The sequence below is a fragment of the Xanthomonas cissicola genome, from assembly GCF_008801575.1.
Lineage (GTDB): Bacteria > Pseudomonadota > Gammaproteobacteria > Xanthomonadales > Xanthomonadaceae > Xanthomonas > Xanthomonas cissicola.
Genome location: NZ_VZPL01000023.1, coordinates 37,791 through 57,724 on the forward strand (window position 1 = coordinate 37,791; position 19,934 = coordinate 57,724).

At 66.6% G+C, this 19,934-nt stretch carries 11 protein-coding genes and 2 pseudogenes; 11 read left to right on the forward strand and 2 right to left on the reverse strand.

Annotation, left to right across the window (positions count from 1 at the left end; genetic code table 11):
* From treZ to F7R02_RS11875, 6 genes are all read left to right on the forward strand, one after another.
* Positions 1 to 1,758: a malto-oligosyltrehalose trehalohydrolase gene (gene treZ, locus F7R02_RS11850; protein WP_078590204.1), complete on the forward strand. Its 1,758-nt coding sequence runs from the start codon at positions 1 to 3 to the stop codon at positions 1,756 to 1,758.
* A complete protein-coding gene (locus F7R02_RS11855; protein WP_078590203.1) occupies positions 1,755 to 3,704 on the forward strand; it encodes a 4-alpha-glucanotransferase in 1,950 nt (649 codons plus the stop codon). Before treZ ends, F7R02_RS11855 begins: the two co-directional genes overlap by 4 nt.
* Positions 3,701 to 6,310, forward strand: coding sequence for a malto-oligosyltrehalose synthase (gene treY, locus F7R02_RS11860; RefSeq protein ID WP_078590202.1), 2,610 nt, complete (start codon positions 3,701 to 3,703; stop codon positions 6,308 to 6,310). The genes F7R02_RS11855 and treY overlap by 4 nt, the downstream gene beginning before the upstream one ends.
* A gap of 22 nt (positions 6,311 to 6,332) precedes the next feature.
* Positions 6,333 to 6,518 (forward strand): DUF2934 domain-containing protein, encoded by a 186-nt coding sequence (locus F7R02_RS11865; RefSeq protein WP_003486435.1) that lies wholly within the window; start codon positions 6,333 to 6,335, stop codon positions 6,516 to 6,518.
* A 117-nt stretch (positions 6,519 to 6,635) separates the two neighbouring features.
* Positions 6,636 to 8,798 carry a glycogen debranching protein GlgX gene (gene glgX, locus F7R02_RS11870; RefSeq protein ID WP_003486432.1) on the forward strand — a complete coding sequence of 721 codons (2,163 nt, stop codon included), beginning with the start codon at positions 6,636 to 6,638 and terminating at the stop codon, positions 8,796 to 8,798.
* Positions 8,799 to 8,814: 16 nt separating this feature from the next.
* On the forward strand, positions 8,815 to 9,447 hold the full coding sequence (locus tag F7R02_RS11875) for an NAD(P)H-binding protein (protein ID WP_139369196.1): 633 nt from the start codon (positions 8,815 to 8,817) through the stop codon (positions 9,445 to 9,447).
* 577 nt (positions 9,448 to 10,024) lie between these two features.
* On the opposite strand, the gene F7R02_RS11880 is transcribed toward F7R02_RS11875, so the two are convergent.
* Complete coding sequence (locus tag F7R02_RS11880; RefSeq protein WP_078518402.1) at positions 10,025 to 10,783, reverse strand: SDR family NAD(P)-dependent oxidoreductase; 759 nt, start codon at positions 10,781 to 10,783, stop codon at positions 10,025 to 10,027.
* Between the two features lie 377 nt (positions 10,784 to 11,160).
* Between F7R02_RS11880 and F7R02_RS11885 the strand changes: the two genes are divergently transcribed.
* On the forward strand, positions 11,161 to 12,570 hold the full coding sequence (locus F7R02_RS11885; protein WP_139371006.1) for an FAD/NAD(P)-binding protein: 1,410 nt from the start codon (positions 11,161 to 11,163) through the stop codon (positions 12,568 to 12,570).
* A 228-nt stretch (positions 12,571 to 12,798) separates the two neighbouring features.
* Entirely contained in the window at positions 12,799 to 13,230 is a 432-nt protein-coding gene (locus F7R02_RS11890) for a VirK family protein (protein WP_003486419.1), read from the forward strand.
* Between the two features lie 125 nt (positions 13,231 to 13,355).
* On the opposite strand, the pseudogene F7R02_RS11895 reads toward F7R02_RS11890, so the two are convergent.
* Positions 13,356 to 14,864, reverse strand: a pseudogene (locus F7R02_RS11895) (efflux transporter outer membrane subunit).
* Between the two features lie 86 nt (positions 14,865 to 14,950).
* Here F7R02_RS11895 and F7R02_RS11900 point away from each other — a divergent pair.
* The 3 genes and pseudogenes from F7R02_RS11900 (at position 14,951) to F7R02_RS11910 (ending at position 19,893) form a co-directional block, all read left to right on the forward strand.
* Positions 14,951 to 15,568 carry a TetR/AcrR family transcriptional regulator gene (locus tag F7R02_RS11900; RefSeq protein WP_078590200.1) on the forward strand — a complete coding sequence of 206 codons (618 nt, stop codon included), beginning with the start codon at positions 14,951 to 14,953 and terminating at the stop codon, positions 15,566 to 15,568.
* A 76-nt stretch (positions 15,569 to 15,644) separates the two neighbouring features.
* A complete protein-coding gene (locus tag F7R02_RS11905; protein WP_078590199.1) occupies positions 15,645 to 16,799 on the forward strand; it encodes an efflux RND transporter periplasmic adaptor subunit in 1,155 nt (384 codons plus the stop codon).
* Positions 16,796 to 19,893, forward strand: a pseudogene (locus F7R02_RS11910) (efflux RND transporter permease subunit). The gene F7R02_RS11905 and the pseudogene F7R02_RS11910 overlap by 4 nt, the downstream one beginning before the upstream one ends.
* Positions 19,894 to 19,934 lie beyond the last annotated feature (41 nt).

The following is a 19,934-nucleotide window of genomic DNA, read 5'->3' on the forward strand; positions in this document are numbered from 1 at the left end:
ATGAACCAGCGCGATGCGATCACACCGGCCTGGGGCGCCTGGCCGGCGGGTGAGGGACAGGTGCGCTTTGCGCTCTGGGCTCCAGAAGCCAAGAACGTGGACGTGGTCTTCGCCAACGGCGCGCGCAGCGCGCTGCAGGCGGGACAGGACGGTTTCTTCAGCGCCCTCATCGACTGCGCCGCCGATGCGCGTTACCGCTACAGCGTCGACGGCGGCGAGCCGGTCCCGGACCCGGCCTCACGCTGGCAGCCCGAAGGCGTGCACGGCCCCAGCGCGGTACAGCCAACCGACGGCTATGCCTGGCAAAACACCCAGTGGCAGGGGCGGCCGTGGGACGAGGCGGTGATCTATGAAGTGCATGTCGGCACGTGCGGCGGCTATGCCGGTGTGCAGGCGCAATTGCCGCAGCTGGCGGCAATGGGCATCACCGCCGTCGAACTGATGCCGTTGAGCGCGTTTCCCGGCGCGCACAACTGGGGCTACGACGGCGTACTGCCGTATGCACCGGTGGAAGCCTATGGCACACCGGACGAACTGAAGGCGCTGATCGATGCCGCGCACGGACACGGCCTGATGGTGTTGCTGGATGTGGTCTACAACCACTTCGGCCCGGACGGCAATTACCTGCACAGCTACGCCGCGCCGTTCTTCAACGAAGACAAGCCCACCCCGTGGGGCGCGGCGATCGATTTCCGCAAGCCGCCGGTGCAGCGGTATTTTCTCGATAACGCGTTGATGTGGCTGCACGAATACGGTTTCGACGGCCTGCGCCTGGATGCGGTGCATGCGATATCGCCGAACGCGTTCCTGGATACCTTGCGCGAGACCATCGAGGCCAGCCTGCCGGCCGGGCGGCACGTGCATCTGGTGCTGGAAAACGAGGCCAACCAGGCCTCGCAACTGCAGCGTGGCTATACCGCGCAGTGGGACGACGACTTCCATAACGCACTGCATGTGCTGCTCACTGGCGAAGAGGAAGGCTATTACGCTGCGTTCGCCGACAAGCCGACTGAACACCTGGCGCGCGTGCTGGGCGAAGGGTTTGCCTATCAGGGCGAGCCAGACCCGCGCGGCCATGTGCGGGGCGAACCCAGTGGCGCCTTGCCACCGCACAAGTTCGTGGTGTTTGCGCAGAATCACGACCAGATCGGCAACCGCGCCCGCGGCGAGCGGCTGACCGTGCTGGTGTCGCCGCAACGTTTGCGCGCGGCCTTGGCGCTGACCGCATTGACGCCGATGATTCCGCTGTTCTTCATGGGCGAACCGTGGGGTGCCAAGCAACCGTTCCTGTTCTTCACCGACTTCGGCCCACCGTTGGACGAGGCGGTGCGCGAAGGGCGTCGGCGCGAGTTCGCGCACTTCGCCGCGTTTGCCGATGAAGCCCAGCGCGCCACCATTCCGGACCCGAACAGCCATGCCACGTTCGCGGCCTCGCGTTCGCCGATTGCCGATGCCGCGCATGGCGACGGCGCGCAGTGGGCAAGCTGGTTCAAGGCGCTGCTGGACGTGCGTCGTCAGTGGCTGGTGCCGGGGCTGGCGCAAGCGCGCGCCGTGCGTGCCAGCGTGCTGGCCGATGGCGCGGTGACCGCCACCTGGGAGTTGCCGGACGGGCTGTGGCATATCGCCTTCAATGTCGGCACACAGCCGGTGCCATTGCCGCCGCTGCGCGGACGCGTGGCGCATGTCGAAAACGTGGCTGCCGATGCGCAGCAATTGCCGGTCGATGGCTTCATCGCCTGGCACGAGGCGCAGGCATGAGTGCGCGCGATCACGGTGGGGACGACCTCGGTACCCTGGCCGCCGCGGCCGGGGTGATGGTGGATTGGGTGGATGCCAGCGACCAGCCGCGGCAGGTCTGCGAGCAATCGGTACATGCAGTGCTCAGCGCGTTGGAACTGCCGGCCGCCACCGCGGCGCAACGCGCCGATAGCCTGCGCCGCTGCCAGGCGCAGGCCGACGAGCCGGCGCCGCTGCTGACGGTGCAGGTGGGCCAGCCGCTGCCGTTGCGCGTGGCGGCACACGCCGGTGGCCGCTGGACCGACGACAGTGGCGCCAGCGAAGACGCACGCGCCGATGCGCAAGGACACCTGCGCGCGCCGCAGCGTTTCGGTTACTGGACGCTGCAGATCGGCGCGATCACCCAGCAGGTGGCCGTGGCGCCGCCACGCTGCTTCAGCGTGGCCGATGCCTGTGGCCAACCATCGCCGCGTGCCTGGGGCATGGCGCTGCAGGTGTACTCGGCACGCAGCCTGGATGACGGCGGTATCGGCGATGCCGCCGGCACGGTGGAATGGTTGCGGTACGCGGCCTTGGCCGGCGCCGACGCCCTGGCATTGAGTCCGGTGCACGCCTCGCGCCCGGTGACGGGCGGTTACAGCCCGTATTCGCCCAGCGATCGCCGCTTTCTCGATCCCTTGCATGCCGCACCGGTGCGCATCCTTGGCGAACTGGCGCTGGATGCAATCAACGCGGTGCCCGGCCTGCGCGAACGTTTCGATGGCTTGCACAACGCTGCATTGATCGACTGGCAGGCCTCGGCGCACGCCAAGTGGGAATTGCTGCGCCAGTTGTACACGCGTGTTTCGCCCGATCATGCCGATCTGGTCGCCTTCCGCAACGCAGGCGGCGCAGCGCTGCAGGGCTTTGCACGCTTTGCTGCGCAGGATTTCGGCGACAACGATCCGCAGCTGCATGTGTTCACGCAATGGCTGGCAGCGCGCAGCTGGTCCGATGCGCAACGCGAGGCGCACGAGCGCGGCATGAAGATCGGTTTGATCGCCGATCTGGCTGTGGGTTTCGACCCCAACGGCGCCGAAGCCGCTGCAGCAGCCGACACCGTGCTGCGCGGCCTGGTACTGGGCGCGCCGCCGGATGCCTTCAATGCCGATGGTCAGCATTGGGGCATCGGTGCGTATTCGCCCACCGCGCTGCGGCGCAGCGGCTACGCGCCGTATATCGCGCTGCTGCGCGCGGTGCTGCGCGACCGCGGCGGCATCCGCATCGATCACATCCTGGGCCTGATGCGGCTATGGGTGGTGCCCGATGGCGCCAGCTCCAACGAAGGTGCGTATCTGGCCTACCCGTTGCACGATCTGCTCAACCTGCTCGCGCTGGAATCGTGGCGGCACCGGGCGATCGTCATCGGCGAGGATCTGGGCGTGGTGCCGCCGGGTATCCGCGAAGAACTCTCGCAGCGTGGGGTGATGGGCATCGATGTGTTGATGTTCACTCGCAACGAAGATGGCGCATTCGTCTCGCCGGCGCTGTGGCGGCCGGACGCGATCGCCACCACCACCACGCACGATCTGCCCACGCTCACCGGCTGGCGCACCGGCCGCGATATCGAATGGCGGCGCAAGCTGGAATTGATCCAGCCTGCACAGGCCAGCGACGATGCCGCCGCGCGCGACAAGGATGTGGCACGGCTGGATGCCGCTGTCGAACACGCCGGCCTGAGCAATGCGCGCGACCCGCTGCTGGGCGCGTTGCGCTTCACCGCCAGCAGTGTCTCGCCGCTGGCCTTGTTGCCGGTGGAAGACGCACTGGCCCTGGACGAACAACCCAACCTGCCGGGCACCGTCGAAGTGCATCCCAACTGGCGTCGACGCCTGCCCGATCCCCTGCCGCATGCGCGCCTGAGTTCGGCGCTGCAGGGCTTTGCCGAGGCGCGTCGCGTCGCGGCCGTTTCGGAACCGCATCCATGATCGACCTCCGCGCTACCGCCCGCCTGCAGCTGCATGCCGGCTTCACCCTGCACGATGCGCTCGCGCAGGTGCCGTACTACGCAGGCCTGGGCATCAGTCACCTGTACCTGTCGCCGATCGGCACGGCCGTGCCGGGCTCTACGCACGGCTACGACAATATCGACCCGACCGTGGTCAATCCCGAACTCGGCGGCGAAGACGCCTTGGTGGCGCTCTCGCAGGCCGCGCGCGAACACGGCATGGGCCTGATCGCCGACATCGTGCCCAACCACATGGCCACGCATGCGCAGAATGGGTGGTGGTGGGATGTGCTGCGCAATGGCCGCAGCGCCAGGCACGCCGACTGGTTCGACATCGATTGGCGCGCGCCCGGGCGCGACGGCAAGCTGTGGCTGGCAGTCCTGGATCGCCCCTATGCGACGGCGCTGGCCGAAGGCCTGATCACGCTGGTGATCGAAGACGACGGCAGCGCAGCGTTGGCGCATTACGACCAGCGTTACCCGATTCGTCCGCAGACGCTGGACATCCCCGAAAAAGCCGCACGTGCGCAGTGGCTGCGCGACTACAACGACGGCGCCAAACGCGGCGACGGCCGCCTGCACAAGTTGATCGAACGCCAGCCGTATCGCCTGAACTGGTGGCGCGTGGGCAATGACATGCTCAACTACCGCCGCTTCTTCGATATCACCTCGCTGGTGGCCTTGCGGGTGGAATTGCCGGCGGTGTTCGACGCGGTGCACGCGTTGCCGCTGCGGCTGGTGGCCGAAGGCCATCTGGACGGCTTGCGCATCGACCATGTGGATGGGCTCACCGACCCCACCGGCTATGTGCGCAAGTTGCGCAGCCGGCTGGATGCGGCCGGCCGCACGCGTGGGCTCAAGCCCGGCACATTGGGCCTATACCTGGAAAAGATCCTCGCACCGGGCGAGCACCTGCCGGCCGACTGGCCGTGCGATGGCACCACCGGTTACGACTTCATGGACCAGGTGGGCGGCGTGCTGCACGACGCGGCCGGCTTCAAGCCATTGGCGCGCGCCTGGCAGAAGGTGAGCGGGCGCAGTGGCGACTTCGCGCAGGAAGAACGCACCGCCCGCGATGAAATCCTGCGTGGCCCGCTGCAGAGCGAATTCAATCGCGCCGTGGGTGCATTGTCGGCGTTGGCGCGGCTGGATCCGCCCACGCGCGAGTTCAGCCCGCAGATGCTGGCGCGCGGCTTGTGCGTGTTGCTGCGCTGGTTCCCGGTGTACCGCACCTATGCCGGTGCCAAGGGCATCACCGGCAGCGAAGCGGAGCGTTTGCGCGCCACCGCTGCAAAGGCGCGCGACGGGATGCCGGAGTCGATCGTGGCCGCCGTGGATGCGATCGAGCGGTGGCTGCTCGACGATGCCGGCGCAGACCGTGCGCAGATCGCCTTGCGGCGCATCCTGCGCCGTCGCGTGGAGCAGCTGTCCGCACCGCTCAATGCCAAGGCGGTGGAAGACACCGCGTTCTACCGGCATGGCGTGCTGCTCTCGCGCAACGAGGTCGGCAGCCACCCCACCCATTTCGCCAACGAAGCGGCCGAGTTCCACGCGCAGAATCTCGAGCGTGCCAAGCATTACCCGCGCGCGTTGCTGGCCACCGCCACGCACGACCACAAGCGCGGCGAAGACCTGCGCATGCGGCTGGCGGTGTTGTCCGAGCAACCGCGCTGGTGGATCGAGCAGAGCGCCCAGTTCGATGCGCTGGCCGACGTGCTGGCATCGCCGGCCCTGGCCGGTGGCGACCAGCAGATGCTATGGCAGACCCTGGTGGCGGCGTGGCCGATCGGCCTGGGCGCCGACCAAACCGAACCGCTTGCCGACTACGCCGAGCGCATCGCGCAATGGCTGCTCAAGGCGGTGCGCGAAGCCAAGCTGCACACCAGCTGGACCGACGGCTCGCCGGCCTATGAGCACGCCGTGCAGGCCACCGTGGAGCAGGTGCTGTGCAGCCGTGCCGGGCTGCCGCTGCGGCGCGCGCTGCTGCGCGCCAGCAACCACATCGCTGCCGCTGGCGCGCGCAACAGCCTGGTGCAAACCACCTTGCGCCTGACCGTGCCCGGCGTGCCCGACCTGTACCAGGGCACCGAAGGCTGGGATCTGTCGCTGGTGGACCCGGACAACCGCCGCCCGGTCGACTACGCCCAGCGCCAGCAGTGGCTGCAGCAAGCGCGCGACTGGAACACGTTGCTGCGCAGCTGGCGCGATGGCGCGGTCAAGGCGCGCCTGACGGCGCTGTTGCTGCAGTTGCGGCGCGAATTTCCAGCGCTGTTTGCGAAGGGCGACTACCGGCCCTTGACCGTGACCGTCAGCGGCGATGCGCAGGTGCTGGCGTTCCGCCGCCAGTACCGCGGTCAGTCGCTGGTGGTGGCCGTCACGCGGCTGGGCGCTGGCGTCGAGGGCGAGGGCGATCTGCCGTTGCTGGTGGCGCCTGCCGCCTGGGGTCAGGCGTCGTTGGCATTGGGCGAGGGCACATACCGTAATGTGCTCGATGGCAGCACGCTGCAATCGCAGCGCGGCCGCGTGGCGCTATCTACGCTGTTTGCACGTGCGCCGGTGGCAGTGTTGTTGTCCCAAGAAAATTGACCCCCCGAGAGAAACGTACGCAATGAATGACATGGAACGGCAGGCGCGGCTTGCCCAGTTGGCACGGCAGATTTGGGAGGCGGAGGGCCGCCCGGACGGGCACGCGGACCGCCATTGGGCCATGGCCGAGCGGCTGGTGGAGGCTGAAGAGCGCGCCGCCGAACAGGCCGCCGAGTACGCGGCCACACCGATCGCTGCACGCCAGTAACGGCGTGTCTGGCAGCGTGCATGGGCCGGCCTGTTGCGGGCCGGGCCATGTGCTGCGGATCGCTCCGCCAGTGCAAAATCGCGCACCGTTTGCGTTCACCGTTCTAAGGAGTCACCGATGGCCACTCGCAAGTTCACCCAGCGCTCGCGCATTCGCGAAGGCCGTCCCAACCCGCTCGGCGCCACCTGGGATGGGTTGGGCGTCAACTTCGCGCTGTATTCGCGCAATGCCACCCGGGTGGAGCTGTGTCTGTTCGACGAACGTGGCCGCGAACAGGAGCGCATTGCGCTCCCCGAATACACCGACGAGGTCTGGCACGGCTACCTGCCCGATGCACGCCCTGGCCAGTTGTACGGCTACCGCGTACACGGCCCATATGCGCCCGATGCCGGGCACCGCTTCAATCACAATAAATTGTTGCTGGACCCGTATGCCAAGCAGATCGTTGGCGAACTCAAATGGGCGCCGCACCTGTTCGGCTACACCATCGGTCATCGCGACAAGGATCTGAGCTTTGACCGCCGCGACAGCGCCGCGTTCATGCCCAAGTCTGCGGTGATCGACCCGGCTTTCACCTGGGGCCAGGACCGCCCGCCGCAGACGCCGTGGAACCGCACGGTGATCTACGAAGCGCACGTACGCGGCCTGAGCATGCTGCACCCGGCGGTGCCGCCGGAAGAGCGCGGCACCTTTTCGGCGCTGAAAACCGACGAATTGATCGACCATATCAGTTCGCTCGGCGTCACCGCAGTGGAATTGCTGCCGGTACATGCATTCGTCGACGATCAGTATCTGCTGGAAAAAGGCCTGCGCAATTACTGGGGCTACAACACGCTGGGCTTTTTTGCCCCGCAGGCGCGTTACATGTCCACGCGCACCGTGGCCGAGTTCAAGCAAATGGTGGCGCGCCTGCATCACGCCGGCCTGGAAGTGCTGCTGGACGTGGTCTACAACCACACTGCCGAAGGCAACGAGCTCGGGCCCACGCTCTCGTTCAAGGGGATCGACAACGCCAGCTATTACCGCCTGGCCGACGATCGCCGCTTCTACATCAACGATACCGGTACCGGTAACACCTTCGACCTCACCAATGTCGGCGCGCTGCGCATGGTGATGGATTCGCTGCGTTACTGGGTACAGGAAATGCACGTGGACGGCTTCCGTTTCGACCTGGCCAGCATCCTGGGCCGCGAACGCTATGGCTTCGATCCGTCCGGCAGTTTCCTGGATGCGGTGCGCCAGGATCCGGTGCTCAGCCAGACCAAGTTGATCGCCGAGCCGTGGGATATCGGACCCGGCGGTTATCAGGTAGGCAACTTCCCGCCCGGCTGGGTGGAATGGAACGACAAGTTCCGCGACAACGTGCGCGCGTTCTGGCGCGGCGACGGCGGCCAGCTGGCCGAGTTGGCCACGCGCCTCACCGGTTCTGCGGACCTGTTCGATCACAGCGGCCGCCGCCCAACCGCATCGGTCAATTTCGTCACCGCGCATGACGGCTTCACCCTGCGCGATCTGGTCAGCTACGAAGGCAAGCACAACCTCGCCAATGGCGAAGACGGCAGGGACGGCAGCGACCACAACATCTCCTCCAACTATGGCGTGGAAGGCGAGACCAACGACCCGGCGATCAAGCAGCTGCGTCGCCAGCAGATGCGCAACCTGCTCGCCACCTTGCTGTTGTCGCAGGGCACGCCGATGCTGCTGGCCGGCGATGAGTTCGGCCATAGCCAGAACGGCAACAACAACGCGTATTGCCAGGACAACGAGCTGACCTGGATCGACTGGACCGCCGCCACCAAGGCCGCAGCCGCCGACCAGGCTGCATTCGTGCGCCGATTGATCCGCATCCGGCAGCGCTACCCGCTGCTGCATCGCGCGCGTTTCTTCGACGGCAAGTTCGACGAAGCGCTAGGCCTGAAGGATCTGACCTGGCTGGCGCCCAATGGCACCGAGATGGATGAAGCCGGCTGGCACGACCCGGAAGCGCGCGCGCTGATGCTGCGTCTGGATGGCCGCTCGCCGACCACCGGCCTGCGCGAGATTGCCGCCAACGTGACGCTGTTGATGCTGATCAATGCCGCCTCCACCGCCGTGTCGTTTACGCTGCCGGCCATGCACGACGAACATTGGCGCGTGCTGGTGGACACCGCACGCCACGGCGGCCGCGTGGTGGCCGGTGGCAGCGAATGGAAGGCCCCGGCGCATTCGCTGACGCTGCTGGCCGTGGAGCGCGACCGCATCGTCAGCAGTGCGCGGATCGTCTCCGAAGGAGCGCGCTGATGGCGAGGATGGCCTGATGGATGTCCTGTTGGCAGGGGCGACCGGCCTGGTCGGCAGGCACGTGCTGCAGCAATTGCTGGGCGATACGCGTTGCACCGGCGTGGTCGCGATCACGCGGCGGCCGTTGGCGCAGATCCACCCCAAGTTGCGCAACCAGGTGATCGATTTCGAACGGCTCGATCACTGGACGGCACCGCGCATGGAAGCGGCCATCTGTGCGTTGGGCAGCACGATGAAACAGGCCGGCTCGCGCGACGCGTTCTATCGTATCGACCACGATTACCCGCTCGCCATCGCACGCGCCGCCTGCGCGCAAGGCACCTCGGTCTTCGTGCTGAACTCCGCGGCCGGCGCCAACGCGCAGTCGCGCATCTTCTACAACCGCGTCAAGGGCGAGCTGGAACGCGATCTGGGCCAGATCGGCTTCCCCTCGCTCACCTTCGTACGGCCCGGGCTGATTGGCGGCGAACGCGAAGAACCTCGCACCGGCGAGCACATCGGCAGTATCGTCCTTGGCGCACTCGGCCCGCTCCTGCCGCGGCGTTTTCGCATCAATCCGGCCGAACGGATCGCGGCGGCGATGGTGTCTGCTGCGCTGGCACCGGCGCGGGGTGAGCACAGCGTCGAGGCGGCGGAGTTGGCTGGCTAACCCTGTCTCGCTTTTTGTTGCAAGGACGTCGGATACAGGCGACAAGCCGCCGTGTCGTGGGGCGTGCCTGTGCGCGACGACGGGTTGCCGACGGAGCTTGGTCGCGCGCAGGCACGCTCCTAGGGATCCGCGTGCCGCCGAGGGGCATCGTCGCGCCAGTCCTAATACGCGCTCGCTTTCCCAACGACTGGCCACCATCCATCAGCATCTGCGTTCGTCGCGAGGACGTTGCGCATGGATGAACTGATTGCCTGCAGTATGTAGGAGCGTGCCTGCGCGCGACGAGGGATTACCGATGACGCTTGGTCGCGCGCAGGCACGCTCCTAGGGATCCGCGTGCCGCCGAGGGGCATCGTCGCGCCAGCCCTAATACGCGCTCGCTTTCCCAACGACTGGCCACCATCCATCAGCATTTGCGTTCGTCGCGAGGACGTTGCGCATGGATGAACTGATTGCCTGCTGTACGTAGGAGCGTGCCTGCACGCGACGAGGGGTTACCGATGACGCTTGGTCGCGCGCAGGCACGCTCCTACGAATCCGCGTACAGCCGATCGGTATCTCCGCCAGCAGATCGTGCTTACACCCCCAGCGACTGCCCGCCATCCACGGCCAACACTTGCCCGGTGATCCAACTTGCCTGTGGCGATGCCAGAAACAACGCCGCGTCGGCAACATGCTGCACCTGTCCGAAGCCACCGAACGGGATGCTGTCGCGGATGCGTGCGTATAGCTCCGGCTGCTCGCGGCTACGCGTGTCCCAGAGCCCCTCGGGAAACTCGATCGATCCAGGCGCGATTGCATTGACGCGGATGCGCTCGCGCGCCAACTCCGCAGCCAGGGTGGTGGTGTAGTAGTTGAGCGCGGCCTTGGCGGTGGAATAGGCGATCGCGCGCGGGGTGGGGCGTTGTGCGTTGATCGAGCTGATGTTGAGGATCACCGCGGCATCGCTGCGACGCAGATACGGCAGCGCGGCGCGGTTGCAGCGCACTGCGGCCATCAGGTCGATCTCCAGGCCGGCCTGCCAGCTTGCATCGTCGTTGCCATGGCCGAAGCCGGAAGCGTTGTTGATGACCACGTCCAGCCCATCCAGCGCTTGTGCTGCGGCGTGCACGTAGGCATCGATCTGCGTGGCGTCTGCCAGGTCGCAAGGCAGTGTATGCACCGGGGCGCCCTGCGCTGCCAGTGCGTCTGCAGCCTGTGCAAGACCGGCGGCATTGCGCGCGCAGATCGAAACCTGCGCGCCATGACGCACGAACGCCTCGGCGATCGCCAGGCCGATGCCACGGCTGCCGCCAGCAATCAATACGCGTTGCGGACGGAGTGCGGTGTTCGACATGGCGGCTGCTCGGTTTGGAAAGCCGCATTATCCGATAGCCGCGCGCTTCGGGATCGCCACGCGTATCGCCAGCGCGGCACGGACGACGATCACGCTGCACGCTTGCGCTGTACGGGCACATTGGCTGCAGCGGTTCGCATCGCCGCATTGCGCAGCGCCGCAGAAAACAGGCATGCGCAAACGCACGCAGTAACACCGCGTACGGTGGCGACCGCTGTCATATCGCTGCCACGTACGATCGGCGTTGCCTGCCCCGCCTGCCTCATCACTGCCGGCGATCAGCTCATGCGTTTTTGATTGCTTGGCGCTAACCAAACGTTTACACACCGGCGGCGCGCTGCGGGCACAACGTGCGAGTCATCAAGCGGAATTTGCACATGGAAACCCATATCACCGTTATCGGCGCCGGCTTCTGCGGCACCGCGCTGGTCCGTGCACTGGCGCAGACGGCCGATGCGCAGGTACGCATCACGCTGGTCGGCGTGGCCGAGACCTTTGGTAGCGGGATCGCCTATGGCGCAGCGCGGCCGGAGCATCTGCTCAACGTGCGTGCCAAGGATCTGGGCATCGACGCGCAGGCGCCCGGTGCCTTCGCCGACACCCTGCATCTGGGCGAGAGCGGCCGGTTGGAGTTCCTGCCGCGGCTGGCTTATGGCGACTATCTGCGTAGCGAGCTGGATGCGGCGGTGAGCGGCGCGCAGGCCTCGATCATGCGGCTGTCGCAGGAAGCAGTGGCGGTGGAGCGCGTGCGCAAGGGTTTCCGCGTGTTTCTGGCCAATGGCGATGCCTTCCAGAGCGATCGCGTGGTGCTCGCAGTCGGCGCCCTGCAACCGCAGGCGCTGGCGGGTATCGGCCCACGCTTGAGCGTGCATCCGCGGTATATCGGCTGGCCGTGGCAGGGCGAGGCGTTGGCGCGTTTGTCGCCGGACGACGATGTATTGATCGTCGGCACCGGGCTGACCATGGTGGACGTGGCGCTGACCTTGCACATGCGCGGTCATCGCGGCCGTTTGCTGGCGATTTCGCGGCGCGGACTGGCCCCGCAGGCGCATCTGCGCCAGCCCGGCGCGCCGCTCGAATTGCCGCCGCATCTGCAGCGTGCGCTCAAGGACGCCGACCTGCGCGGTCTGCTGCGCGGGGTGCGTCAACTCAGCGCGGTGGTCGATGACTGGCGTCGCGTGGTGGATGCGCTGCGCCCGCATCTGCAGTCGCTGTGGCAGCGTCTGGAGTTGAGCCAGCGTGCGCGCTTCCTTCGGCACCTGCGCCCGTATTGGGAAGTGGCGCGGCATCGCGTTGCGCCCGGTGCCGCCGAACAGCTGGCGCAGTTGCAGGCATCGGGCCAGTTGCAGATCGTCTCTGCGCGCCTGCTGCGTGCGCGCTGGGTGCCCGATGGCGTGGAAGCGGTGATTCGCCCACGCGGCTCTGCCGATGCGCAGACTGGTCATTACGATGCAGTGATTCGCGCCACCGGGCTGGATACCGACATCGATCGCACCAGCGATCCCTTGATCGCCGGCATGCGCGAAGCGGGTCTGTTGCGCGCCGATCCGTTGGGCCTGGGCGTTGACACCGATGCGCAGTTGCGCGTTCGCGACAACGCCGGTCAAATCGTGCCGGGACTGTATTGCGTCGGACCGCTCTTGCGGGGGAGGTACTGGGAAATCACCGCCGTGCCCGAGCTGCGCGTGGCCACGCGTGCGCTGGCCGACCGCTTGTTGCTGGGCGCGACGCCAGCGTTACAGCACACGCCCGAGCAAGTGCGGCGCGAGGTCAATGCGCGCCTGTAGGTGTAGAGATTGGGGGAGGTCTTTGACGATCTCGACTGCGTATCGCACCGCCCGCGCATGCGCAGTGGTGGCCGACATGTGGATCTGTGCACGGCGTCCACCCGCAAGCGCACTCATGCCGCGCGATGCGTAGTGCCGCGCGCCCATGCAGGACGAACTGGGTCATGTTGGTGGTCCTGGGCGCATGCAAGCCCGGGCCGCCGCATCCCTCTCTGCCTGGAGTTTGCTATGCCACGTCTTGTTCCTGCCGCGCTGTTCGCCACGCTTTGCGCGTGTGCGCTGCCTGCCCTGGCCACCGAATCGCTGAATAACCGCGCCGAGGTTCTCGCTGCCCTGGACGCCGGATACGATGTCAGTGTGAGCACCGACCTTGCACGTTGCACGCCCGAAGAGGGCACGCCGGCCACCCAGACCCGCGGCGGCCGCCACATCGATGCCTATCGCATCACCGCAGACGGTACTGTGGCCTTTTCCGATGCGCATTTCACCGTGGCCAATGACGGCAAGCCGATCCAGCAGTTCATGCGCTACCAATTGCGCCCGGATGACACGCTGCGCTTCACCACCTACATGTACGACTTGCCGGGCCTGCAGCAACGCGGGCCGGTGTTGGCGTATCAATGCAAGATCAATGCAGGCGTGCGCTTCCACGCCGATTGAGCATGGCTGACAAGACATCTGCTCGCGCGGTTGGTCAGCTCTTGCGGTTGCATGCGCGCGGCGGCATCGGCAGCAGTGGGGTGCCACGTGCGCAGTTACCCATCAACGGCAGCGTGCCGCGTCATTCACTCGGTTGCCGTCGTGTCGTCGTGTCGACGATTGCTGTCCACTGCGACAGCGATTGCACCCGCACCCGCCCCGCCGGCCTGCCAACCGCCGCCCAGCGCCTTTAAGGTCGCCACCGCGCTGTGCGCCGCGTCGGTACGCGCCTGCACCAGCGCGTCGGAGGCGCTTAGCAGGCTGTCGTCGGCGTTGAGCACTTCGATCAGGCTCACCGTGCCTTTGTCGTAGGCCAGCGCAGAAGCGCCGCGCGCCTTGCCGAGTGCGTCCACGCCTTGCGTCAGCACCACTGCCTGCTGCTCGCGTTTGATCAGTGCGGTGAACGCATTTTCGACGTCTTCGGTGGCGCGCAATACCGCCAGGCGATAAGCCGCCAGTTGTTCGGCTTGCTGGCCCTTGGCCTGTGCGATCTGTGCATTGATGCGGCCGAAGTCGAACAGCCGCCAGCGCAGGCCGAGCACGCCGGACGATTGCGCGGCGTCGCCGGTAAACAGGTTCGCACCGGAGATGGCCGTGGCGCTGCCAAGCAGGCCGCTGAGCGAAAATTTGGGGTAGTACTCGGCCATCGCCACGCCGATGCGCGCGTTGGAGGCGGCCAGCCGGCGCTCGGCCACGATCAGGTCGGGCCGGCGCCGTAGCAGGTCGCCGGGGGGCCGCTGTCGGCGATCTGCGGGGCCGGCGGAATGGGTTTGATCGCCGACAGCTCGGCGCGGTGGGTGCCCGGCGGCACGCCAAGCATGACGTCCAGCGCGTTCATTGCCGCAACCAGGCCTGCTTCCAGACCTGGCACGCCGGCTTGCGCCTGCGCGAGCGCGCCCTGGGCCTGCTGCAGTTGCAGCTCGGCGGCCAGGCCCTTGCCGTGCAGGAGCGTCACCATCGAGAGCAGGCCCTGCTGGGTGGCCACCTGGCGCTGCGCCACATCCAGCCGCGCCTGCAAGCCGCGGACGCTGATGTAGATATCGGCGGTCTGCGCGGCGACTGCCAGGCGGGTGGCGGCGACACCTGCTTCGGTGGCCTGGTAGTCGGCCAAGGCCGCCTGGCGGCTGCGGCGCAGGCCCCCCGAACAGATCGAGCTCCCAGCTGGCGCCCAGGTTGGCTTCGTAGACACTGGCATGGCGGTCGAAGTTGGGCGTGCTGTTGAGCACCTGGCCCAACGGTGTTTCCAGCGATTGGTAGGCACGCGTGGCGCTGCCGCTCACATTGCCCGCCGGTAGCAGCGCGGCGGTGGCGGCACTCAGCCCGGCGCGCGCCTGGGCCACGCGCGCGCCGGCTTGGGCCAAGTCCAGGTTTTGTGCCAGCGCCGCGTTGACGTAGCGGCTTAGGTCGGGATCGTTGAAGCCGTCCCACCAGGTCGACAGCTCGGCTGGCACTGCGGCCTGTCGCTGTGCGACATCCGCCTGGCCGATGTAGCGGTTCGGCAGTGGCGCCTCCGGCCGGGCGTAGTCGGGACCAACCGCGCAACCTGTGACGAGGCTGGCGACAACGAGCGCTGCGAGGGTGCGGAGTGACGACATGGCGGGGCCGGACCGAGAAAGTTCAGTGACTATAATACGAAGTAGTCACTTTTGTAAGTCGGTAGCGACGGCGCTAAGCTGTCGCGATGAGCAAAGCATCCAACTATCCCGTGTCGGGCCGCGGCCCGGCCGACCACGATGTCCGCGACCAGATCGTGGTGGCCGCCACCGAGCATTTCAGCCGCTATGGCTACGAAAAGACAGCCGTGTCCGACCTGGCGAAGGAGATCGGTTTTTCAAAGGCCTACATCTACAAGTTCTTCGAATCCAAGCAGGCCATCGGCGAAATGATCTGCTCGCACTGTCTGGGGGGGATCGAGGCCGAGGTGCTGGCCGCGGTGTCTGCTGCGTCATCGCCGCCAGAGAAATTGCGTAGCCTTTTCAGGGCGATTATCGAGGCGAGCCTGCGGCTGTACTCGCGCGAGCGCAAGTTGTACGAGATCGCCACCTCGGCCGCGACCGAGCGCTGGCCGCCGGTCATTGCGTACGAGGGCCACATCCAGGCACTGCTGCAGGACATCCTGGTGCAAGGGCGCCAGAACGGTGACTTCGAGCGCAAGACGCCGCTGGACGAACTGACCCAGGCCATCTATCTGGTGATGCGCCCATACATCAATCCGGTGCTGCTGCAGCACAGCCTGGAGCATGCCGGCGACGTGCCGCTGCTGTTGTCCGGCCTGGTATTGCGGAGCCTATCGCCGTAAAAACCTTTGTGACTATTGACTGACTTAGTCACAAGTCCCAGGATGCGAGCCTTCATCAGATCGCTCCGGGATTGCCATGCGTCGCCGCCGCCTTGTCGCCTCTACCCTCTTGTGTGTCCTGCCGCTGGGGCTGAGTGCCTGCGGTGGCAAGGCGCACACCGATCCACGGACCGCTGCACCGCTGGTGCGGGTTGCCACGGTTGGCGATGCCAATGCTGTGGTGCGCACCTTCTCCGGCACGGTGGCGGCGCGTGTGCAGAGCGACCTGGGGTTCCGGGTGGCCGGCAAGGTGTCCGAGCGGGTGGTCGACGCCGGCCAGCGCGTCAGGCGCGGCCAGCGGCTGCTGCGCATCGACCCGATCGACCTGCAACTGGCCGCGCGCGCGCAGCAGGATGCGGTGGCCGCCGCGCGTGCCCGCGCCCAGCAGACCGCCGACGATGAGGCCCGTTACCGCGACCTGCGCGGCACCGGCGCCATTTCGGCGTCTGCCTACGATCAGCTCAAGGCCGCCGCCGACGCTGCCAGGGCGCAGCTGAGCGCCGCCCAGGCCCAGGCCCAGGCCGATGTCGCACGCAACGCCAATCGCTACACCGACCTGCTGGCCGATGCCGATGGCGTGGTGATGGAAACGTTGGTCGAGCCGGGCCAGGTGGTGGCGGCCGGGCAGCCGGTGGTGCGGCTGGCGTACGCCGGCCGCCGCGAGGCGATCATCCAGCTGCCGGAAACGCTGCGCCCGCGGGTCGGCTCGGTGGCGCAGGCCAGCTTGTTCGGCAATGCCGCGGTCAGCGTGCCGGCCACCTTGCGTCAGTTGCCCGAGAGTGCCGACCGGCTCACCCGCACCTTCGAGGCCCGCTACGTGCTTGATGGCGCGCTGGCGCAAGCACCGCTCGGCACCACAGTGAGCCTGCGCATTGCCGATGACACCGCCATCAACGCCCGGCCCGGCCTGCAGGTGCCGTTGGCTGCCTTGTTCGATGCGGGCAAGGGGCCGGGCGTGTGGGTGATTGCCGGTAACCCGGCCAAGGTGAGCTGGCGGCCGGTGGCGGTGCTGGGCCTGGACGATGAGCACGCCAACGTGGCCGGCAAGCTGGCCCGTGGCGAGCGCATCGTGGCATTGGGGGCGCATCTGTTGCGCGAAGGCGAGCAGGTGCGCATTGCCGGCGAAAACGCGGCCGTTAGCAGCGCCGCCAGTGCTGGCGGCACTGCCAAGGCGGCAGGAGCGCAGCCGTGAGCGAGGGCCGCTTCAATCTCTCTGCGCTCGCCGTACGCGAGCGCGCCGTGACGCTGTTTCTGATCGTGCTGATCTCGCTGGCCGGCCTGGTTGCGTTTCTCAAACTTGGCCGTGCCGAAGACCCGGCCTTCACCGTCAAGGTGATGACGATCGTCACTGCCTGGCCGGGCGCCACGCCGCAGGAAATGCAGGACCAGGTCGCCGAGAAACTCGAAAAGCGCCTGCAGGAATTGCGCTGGTACGACCGCAGCGAAACCTACACGCGCCCCGGTCTTGCGTTCACCACCTTGACCTTGCTGGACAGCACGCCCCCCAGCCAGGTGCAGGAGCAGTTCTATCAGGCGCGCAAGAAGGTGGGCGATGAAGTGGCCAACCTGCCGGCAGGCGTGATCGGGCCGATGGTCAACGACGAATATGCCGACGTGACCTTTGCGTTGTTCGCACTGAAAGCCAAGGGCGAGCCGCAACGCTTGCTTGCGCGCGATGCAGAAATGCTGCGGCAGCGCATGTTGCATGTGCCAGGCGTCAAGAAGGTCAACATCATCGGCGAACAGCCCGAGCGCATCTTCGTGGAGTTTTCGCATGCGCGTCTGGCCACGTTGGGCGTCAGTGCGCAGGACGTGTTCGCCGCGCTCAACGCGCAAAATACGGTGAATGCGGCCGGCTCGGTGGAAACGCGCGGCCCGCAGATCTTCATACGCCTGGATGGCGCGCTCGACAGCCTGCAGAAGATCCGCGACACCCCGCTGGTGGTACAGGGCCGCACGCTGAAATTGTCCGATATCGCCACGGTCAAACGCGGCTACGAAGATCCGTCCACCTTCCTGATCCGCAGCGGCGGCGAACCGGCGTTGTTGCTGGGCATCATCATGCGCGATGGCTGGAATGGCCTGGACCTGGGCAAATCGCTCGACGCCGAAGTGGGGGCGATCAATGCCGAACTGCCGCTGGGCATGCGTCTGAGCAAGGTCACCGACCAGGCGGTTAACATCGATGCGTCGGTCGGCGAGTTCATGACCAAGTTCTTCGTCGCGTTGCTGGTGGTGATGCTGGTGTGCTTCGTCAGCATGGGCTGGCGCGTGGGCATCGTAGTGGCGGCCGCGGTGCCGCTGACGCTGGCCGCGGTGTTCGTGGTGATGCTGGCGACAGGCAAGAATTTCGACCGCATCACGCTGGGCTCGCTGATCCTGGCGCTGGGCCTGTTGGTGGACGACGCCATCATCGCCATCGAGATGATGGTGGTGAAGATGGAAGAAGGCTATAGCCGCGTTGCCGCCTCGGCGTATGCGTGGAGCCACACCGCCGCACCGATGTTGTCCGGCACCCTGGTCACTGCGGTGGGCTTCATGCCGAACGGGTTCGCCGCTTCCACTGCCGGCGAATACACCAGCAACATGTTCTGGATCGTGGGCATTGCGTTGATCATGTCCTGGGTGGTGGCGGTCGTGTTCACGCCGTACCTGGGCGTGAAGATGCTGCCGGAGATGAAGAAGATCGCAGGCGGCCATGCCGCGATGTACGACACCCCGCGCTACAACCGCTTCCGCAACGTGCTGGGGCACGTCATCGCACGCAAGTGGCTGGTGGCAGGCGCGGTCGTCGGCTTGTTCACGCTCGCAATGGGTGGCATGGGCATCGTCAAGAAGCAGTTCTTCCCGATCTCCGACCGCCCCGAAGTGCTGGTCGAAGTGCAACTGCCGTACGGCACCTCGATCAACCAGACCAGCGCGGCCACGGCCAAGGTGGAAGCGTGGCTGGCCAAGCAGGACGAAGCCAGGATCGTCACCGCCTACATCGGGCAGGGTGCGCCGCGCTTCTTCCTGGCGATGGGGCCGGAATTGCCGGACCCGTCGTTCGCCAAGATCGTGGTGCGTACCGACGACCAGCACCAACGCGACATCTTGAAGTTGCGGCTGCGTCAGGCCGTCGCCGAAGGCCTGGCTTCCGAAGCGCGTGTACGCGTGACCCAACTCACCTTCGGTCCGTACTAGCGCTTTCCGGTGGCCTACCGCGTCAGCGGCCCCGATCCGCAGGTCGTGCGTGGCATCGCCGGCAAGGTGGAACAGGTCATGCGCGGCAGTCCGATGCTGCGCACCGTCGACACCGATTGGGGCGTGCGCACGCCAACGCTGTATTTCAGCCTGGACCAGGACCGCCTGCAGGCGGTGGGGCTGAGTTCCACCGCGGTCGCCCAGCAGCTGCAATTCCTGCTCAGTGGCGTGCCGATCACGCAGGTGCGCGAGGACATCCGCAGCGTGCAGGTGGTGGCGCGATCGGCCGGCACTACCCGGCTGGATCCGGCACGCATCGCCGATTCACGCTGGCTGGCGGTAATGGCCAACGCGTGCCATTGGCGCAGGTGGGCAAGGTGGATATCCGCATGGAAGAGCCGATCATGCGGCGCCGCGACCGCGTGCCGACCATCACGGTGGGCGGCGATGTCGACGACCAACTGCAGCCGCCGGACGTATCGGCTGCGATCAGCAAACAGCTGCAGCCGCTTATCGCCACACTGCCCAGCGGTTATCAAATTACGCAAGCAGGTGCCATCGAGGAATCCGGCAAGGCCACCACTGCGATGCTGCCGCTGTTCCCGATCATGCTGGCGGCCACGTTGCTCATCATCATCCTGCAGGTGCGTTCGATCGCGGCGATGGTGATGGTGTTTCTCACCAGCCCGCTCGGCCTGATCGGCGTGGTGCCGACCTTGCTCCTGTTCCAGCAGCCGTTCGGCATCAACGCGCTGGTGGGCTTGATTGCGCTGTCGGGCATCCTGATGCGCAACACGCTGATCCTGATCGGGCAGATCCATCACAACCAAGCCGAGGGGCTGGATCCGTTCCATGCGTTGGTGGAAGCCACCGTGCAGCGTGCGCGTCCGGTGATCTTGACGGCACTGGCGGCGATCCTGGCATTCATTCCACTCACCCATTCGGTGTTCTGGGGCACCTTGGCCTACACGCTGATCGGCGGCACGTTGGCCGGCACTGTGTTGACCCTGGTGTTCCTGCCGGCGATGTATTCGATCTGGTTCAAGATCCGGCCCGATCCCGACAAGGGCCGCAGCGCGCCGGCAGTTGCACAGCACGCCTAAGGCAACTCGGCGACGGCGGCCAGGCTGTCGTCGCCGGGGAC

Coding starts and splice junctions, on each gene's coding strand:
- F7R02_RS11855 (WP_078590203.1), top strand. CDS start 1,755: ATGAGTGCGCGCGATCACGGTGGGGACGACCTCGGTACCCTGGCCGCC.
- F7R02_RS11900 (WP_078590200.1), top strand. CDS start 14,951: ATGAGCAAAGCATCCAACTATCCCGTGTCGGGCCGCGGCCCGGCCGAC.
- treZ (WP_078590204.1), top strand. CDS start 1: ATGAACCAGCGCGATGCGATCACACCGGCCTGGGGCGCCTGGCCGGCG.
- F7R02_RS11885 (WP_139371006.1), top strand. CDS start 11,161: ATGGAAACCCATATCACCGTTATCGGCGCCGGCTTCTGCGGCACCGCG.
- treY (WP_078590202.1), top strand. CDS start 3,701: ATGATCGACCTCCGCGCTACCGCCCGCCTGCAGCTGCATGCCGGCTTC.
- F7R02_RS11905 (WP_078590199.1), top strand. CDS start 15,645: ATGCGTCGCCGCCGCCTTGTCGCCTCTACCCTCTTGTGTGTCCTGCCG.
- glgX (WP_003486432.1), top strand. CDS start 6,636: ATGGCCACTCGCAAGTTCACCCAGCGCTCGCGCATTCGCGAAGGCCGT.
- F7R02_RS11865 (WP_003486435.1), top strand. CDS start 6,333: ATGAATGACATGGAACGGCAGGCGCGGCTTGCCCAGTTGGCACGGCAG.
- F7R02_RS11880 (WP_078518402.1), bottom strand. CDS start 10,783: ATGTCGAACACCGCACTCCGTCCGCAACGCGTATTGATTGCTGGCGGC.
- F7R02_RS11875 (WP_139369196.1), top strand. CDS start 8,815: ATGGATGTCCTGTTGGCAGGGGCGACCGGCCTGGTCGGCAGGCACGTG.
- F7R02_RS11890 (WP_003486419.1), top strand. CDS start 12,799: ATGCCACGTCTTGTTCCTGCCGCGCTGTTCGCCACGCTTTGCGCGTGT.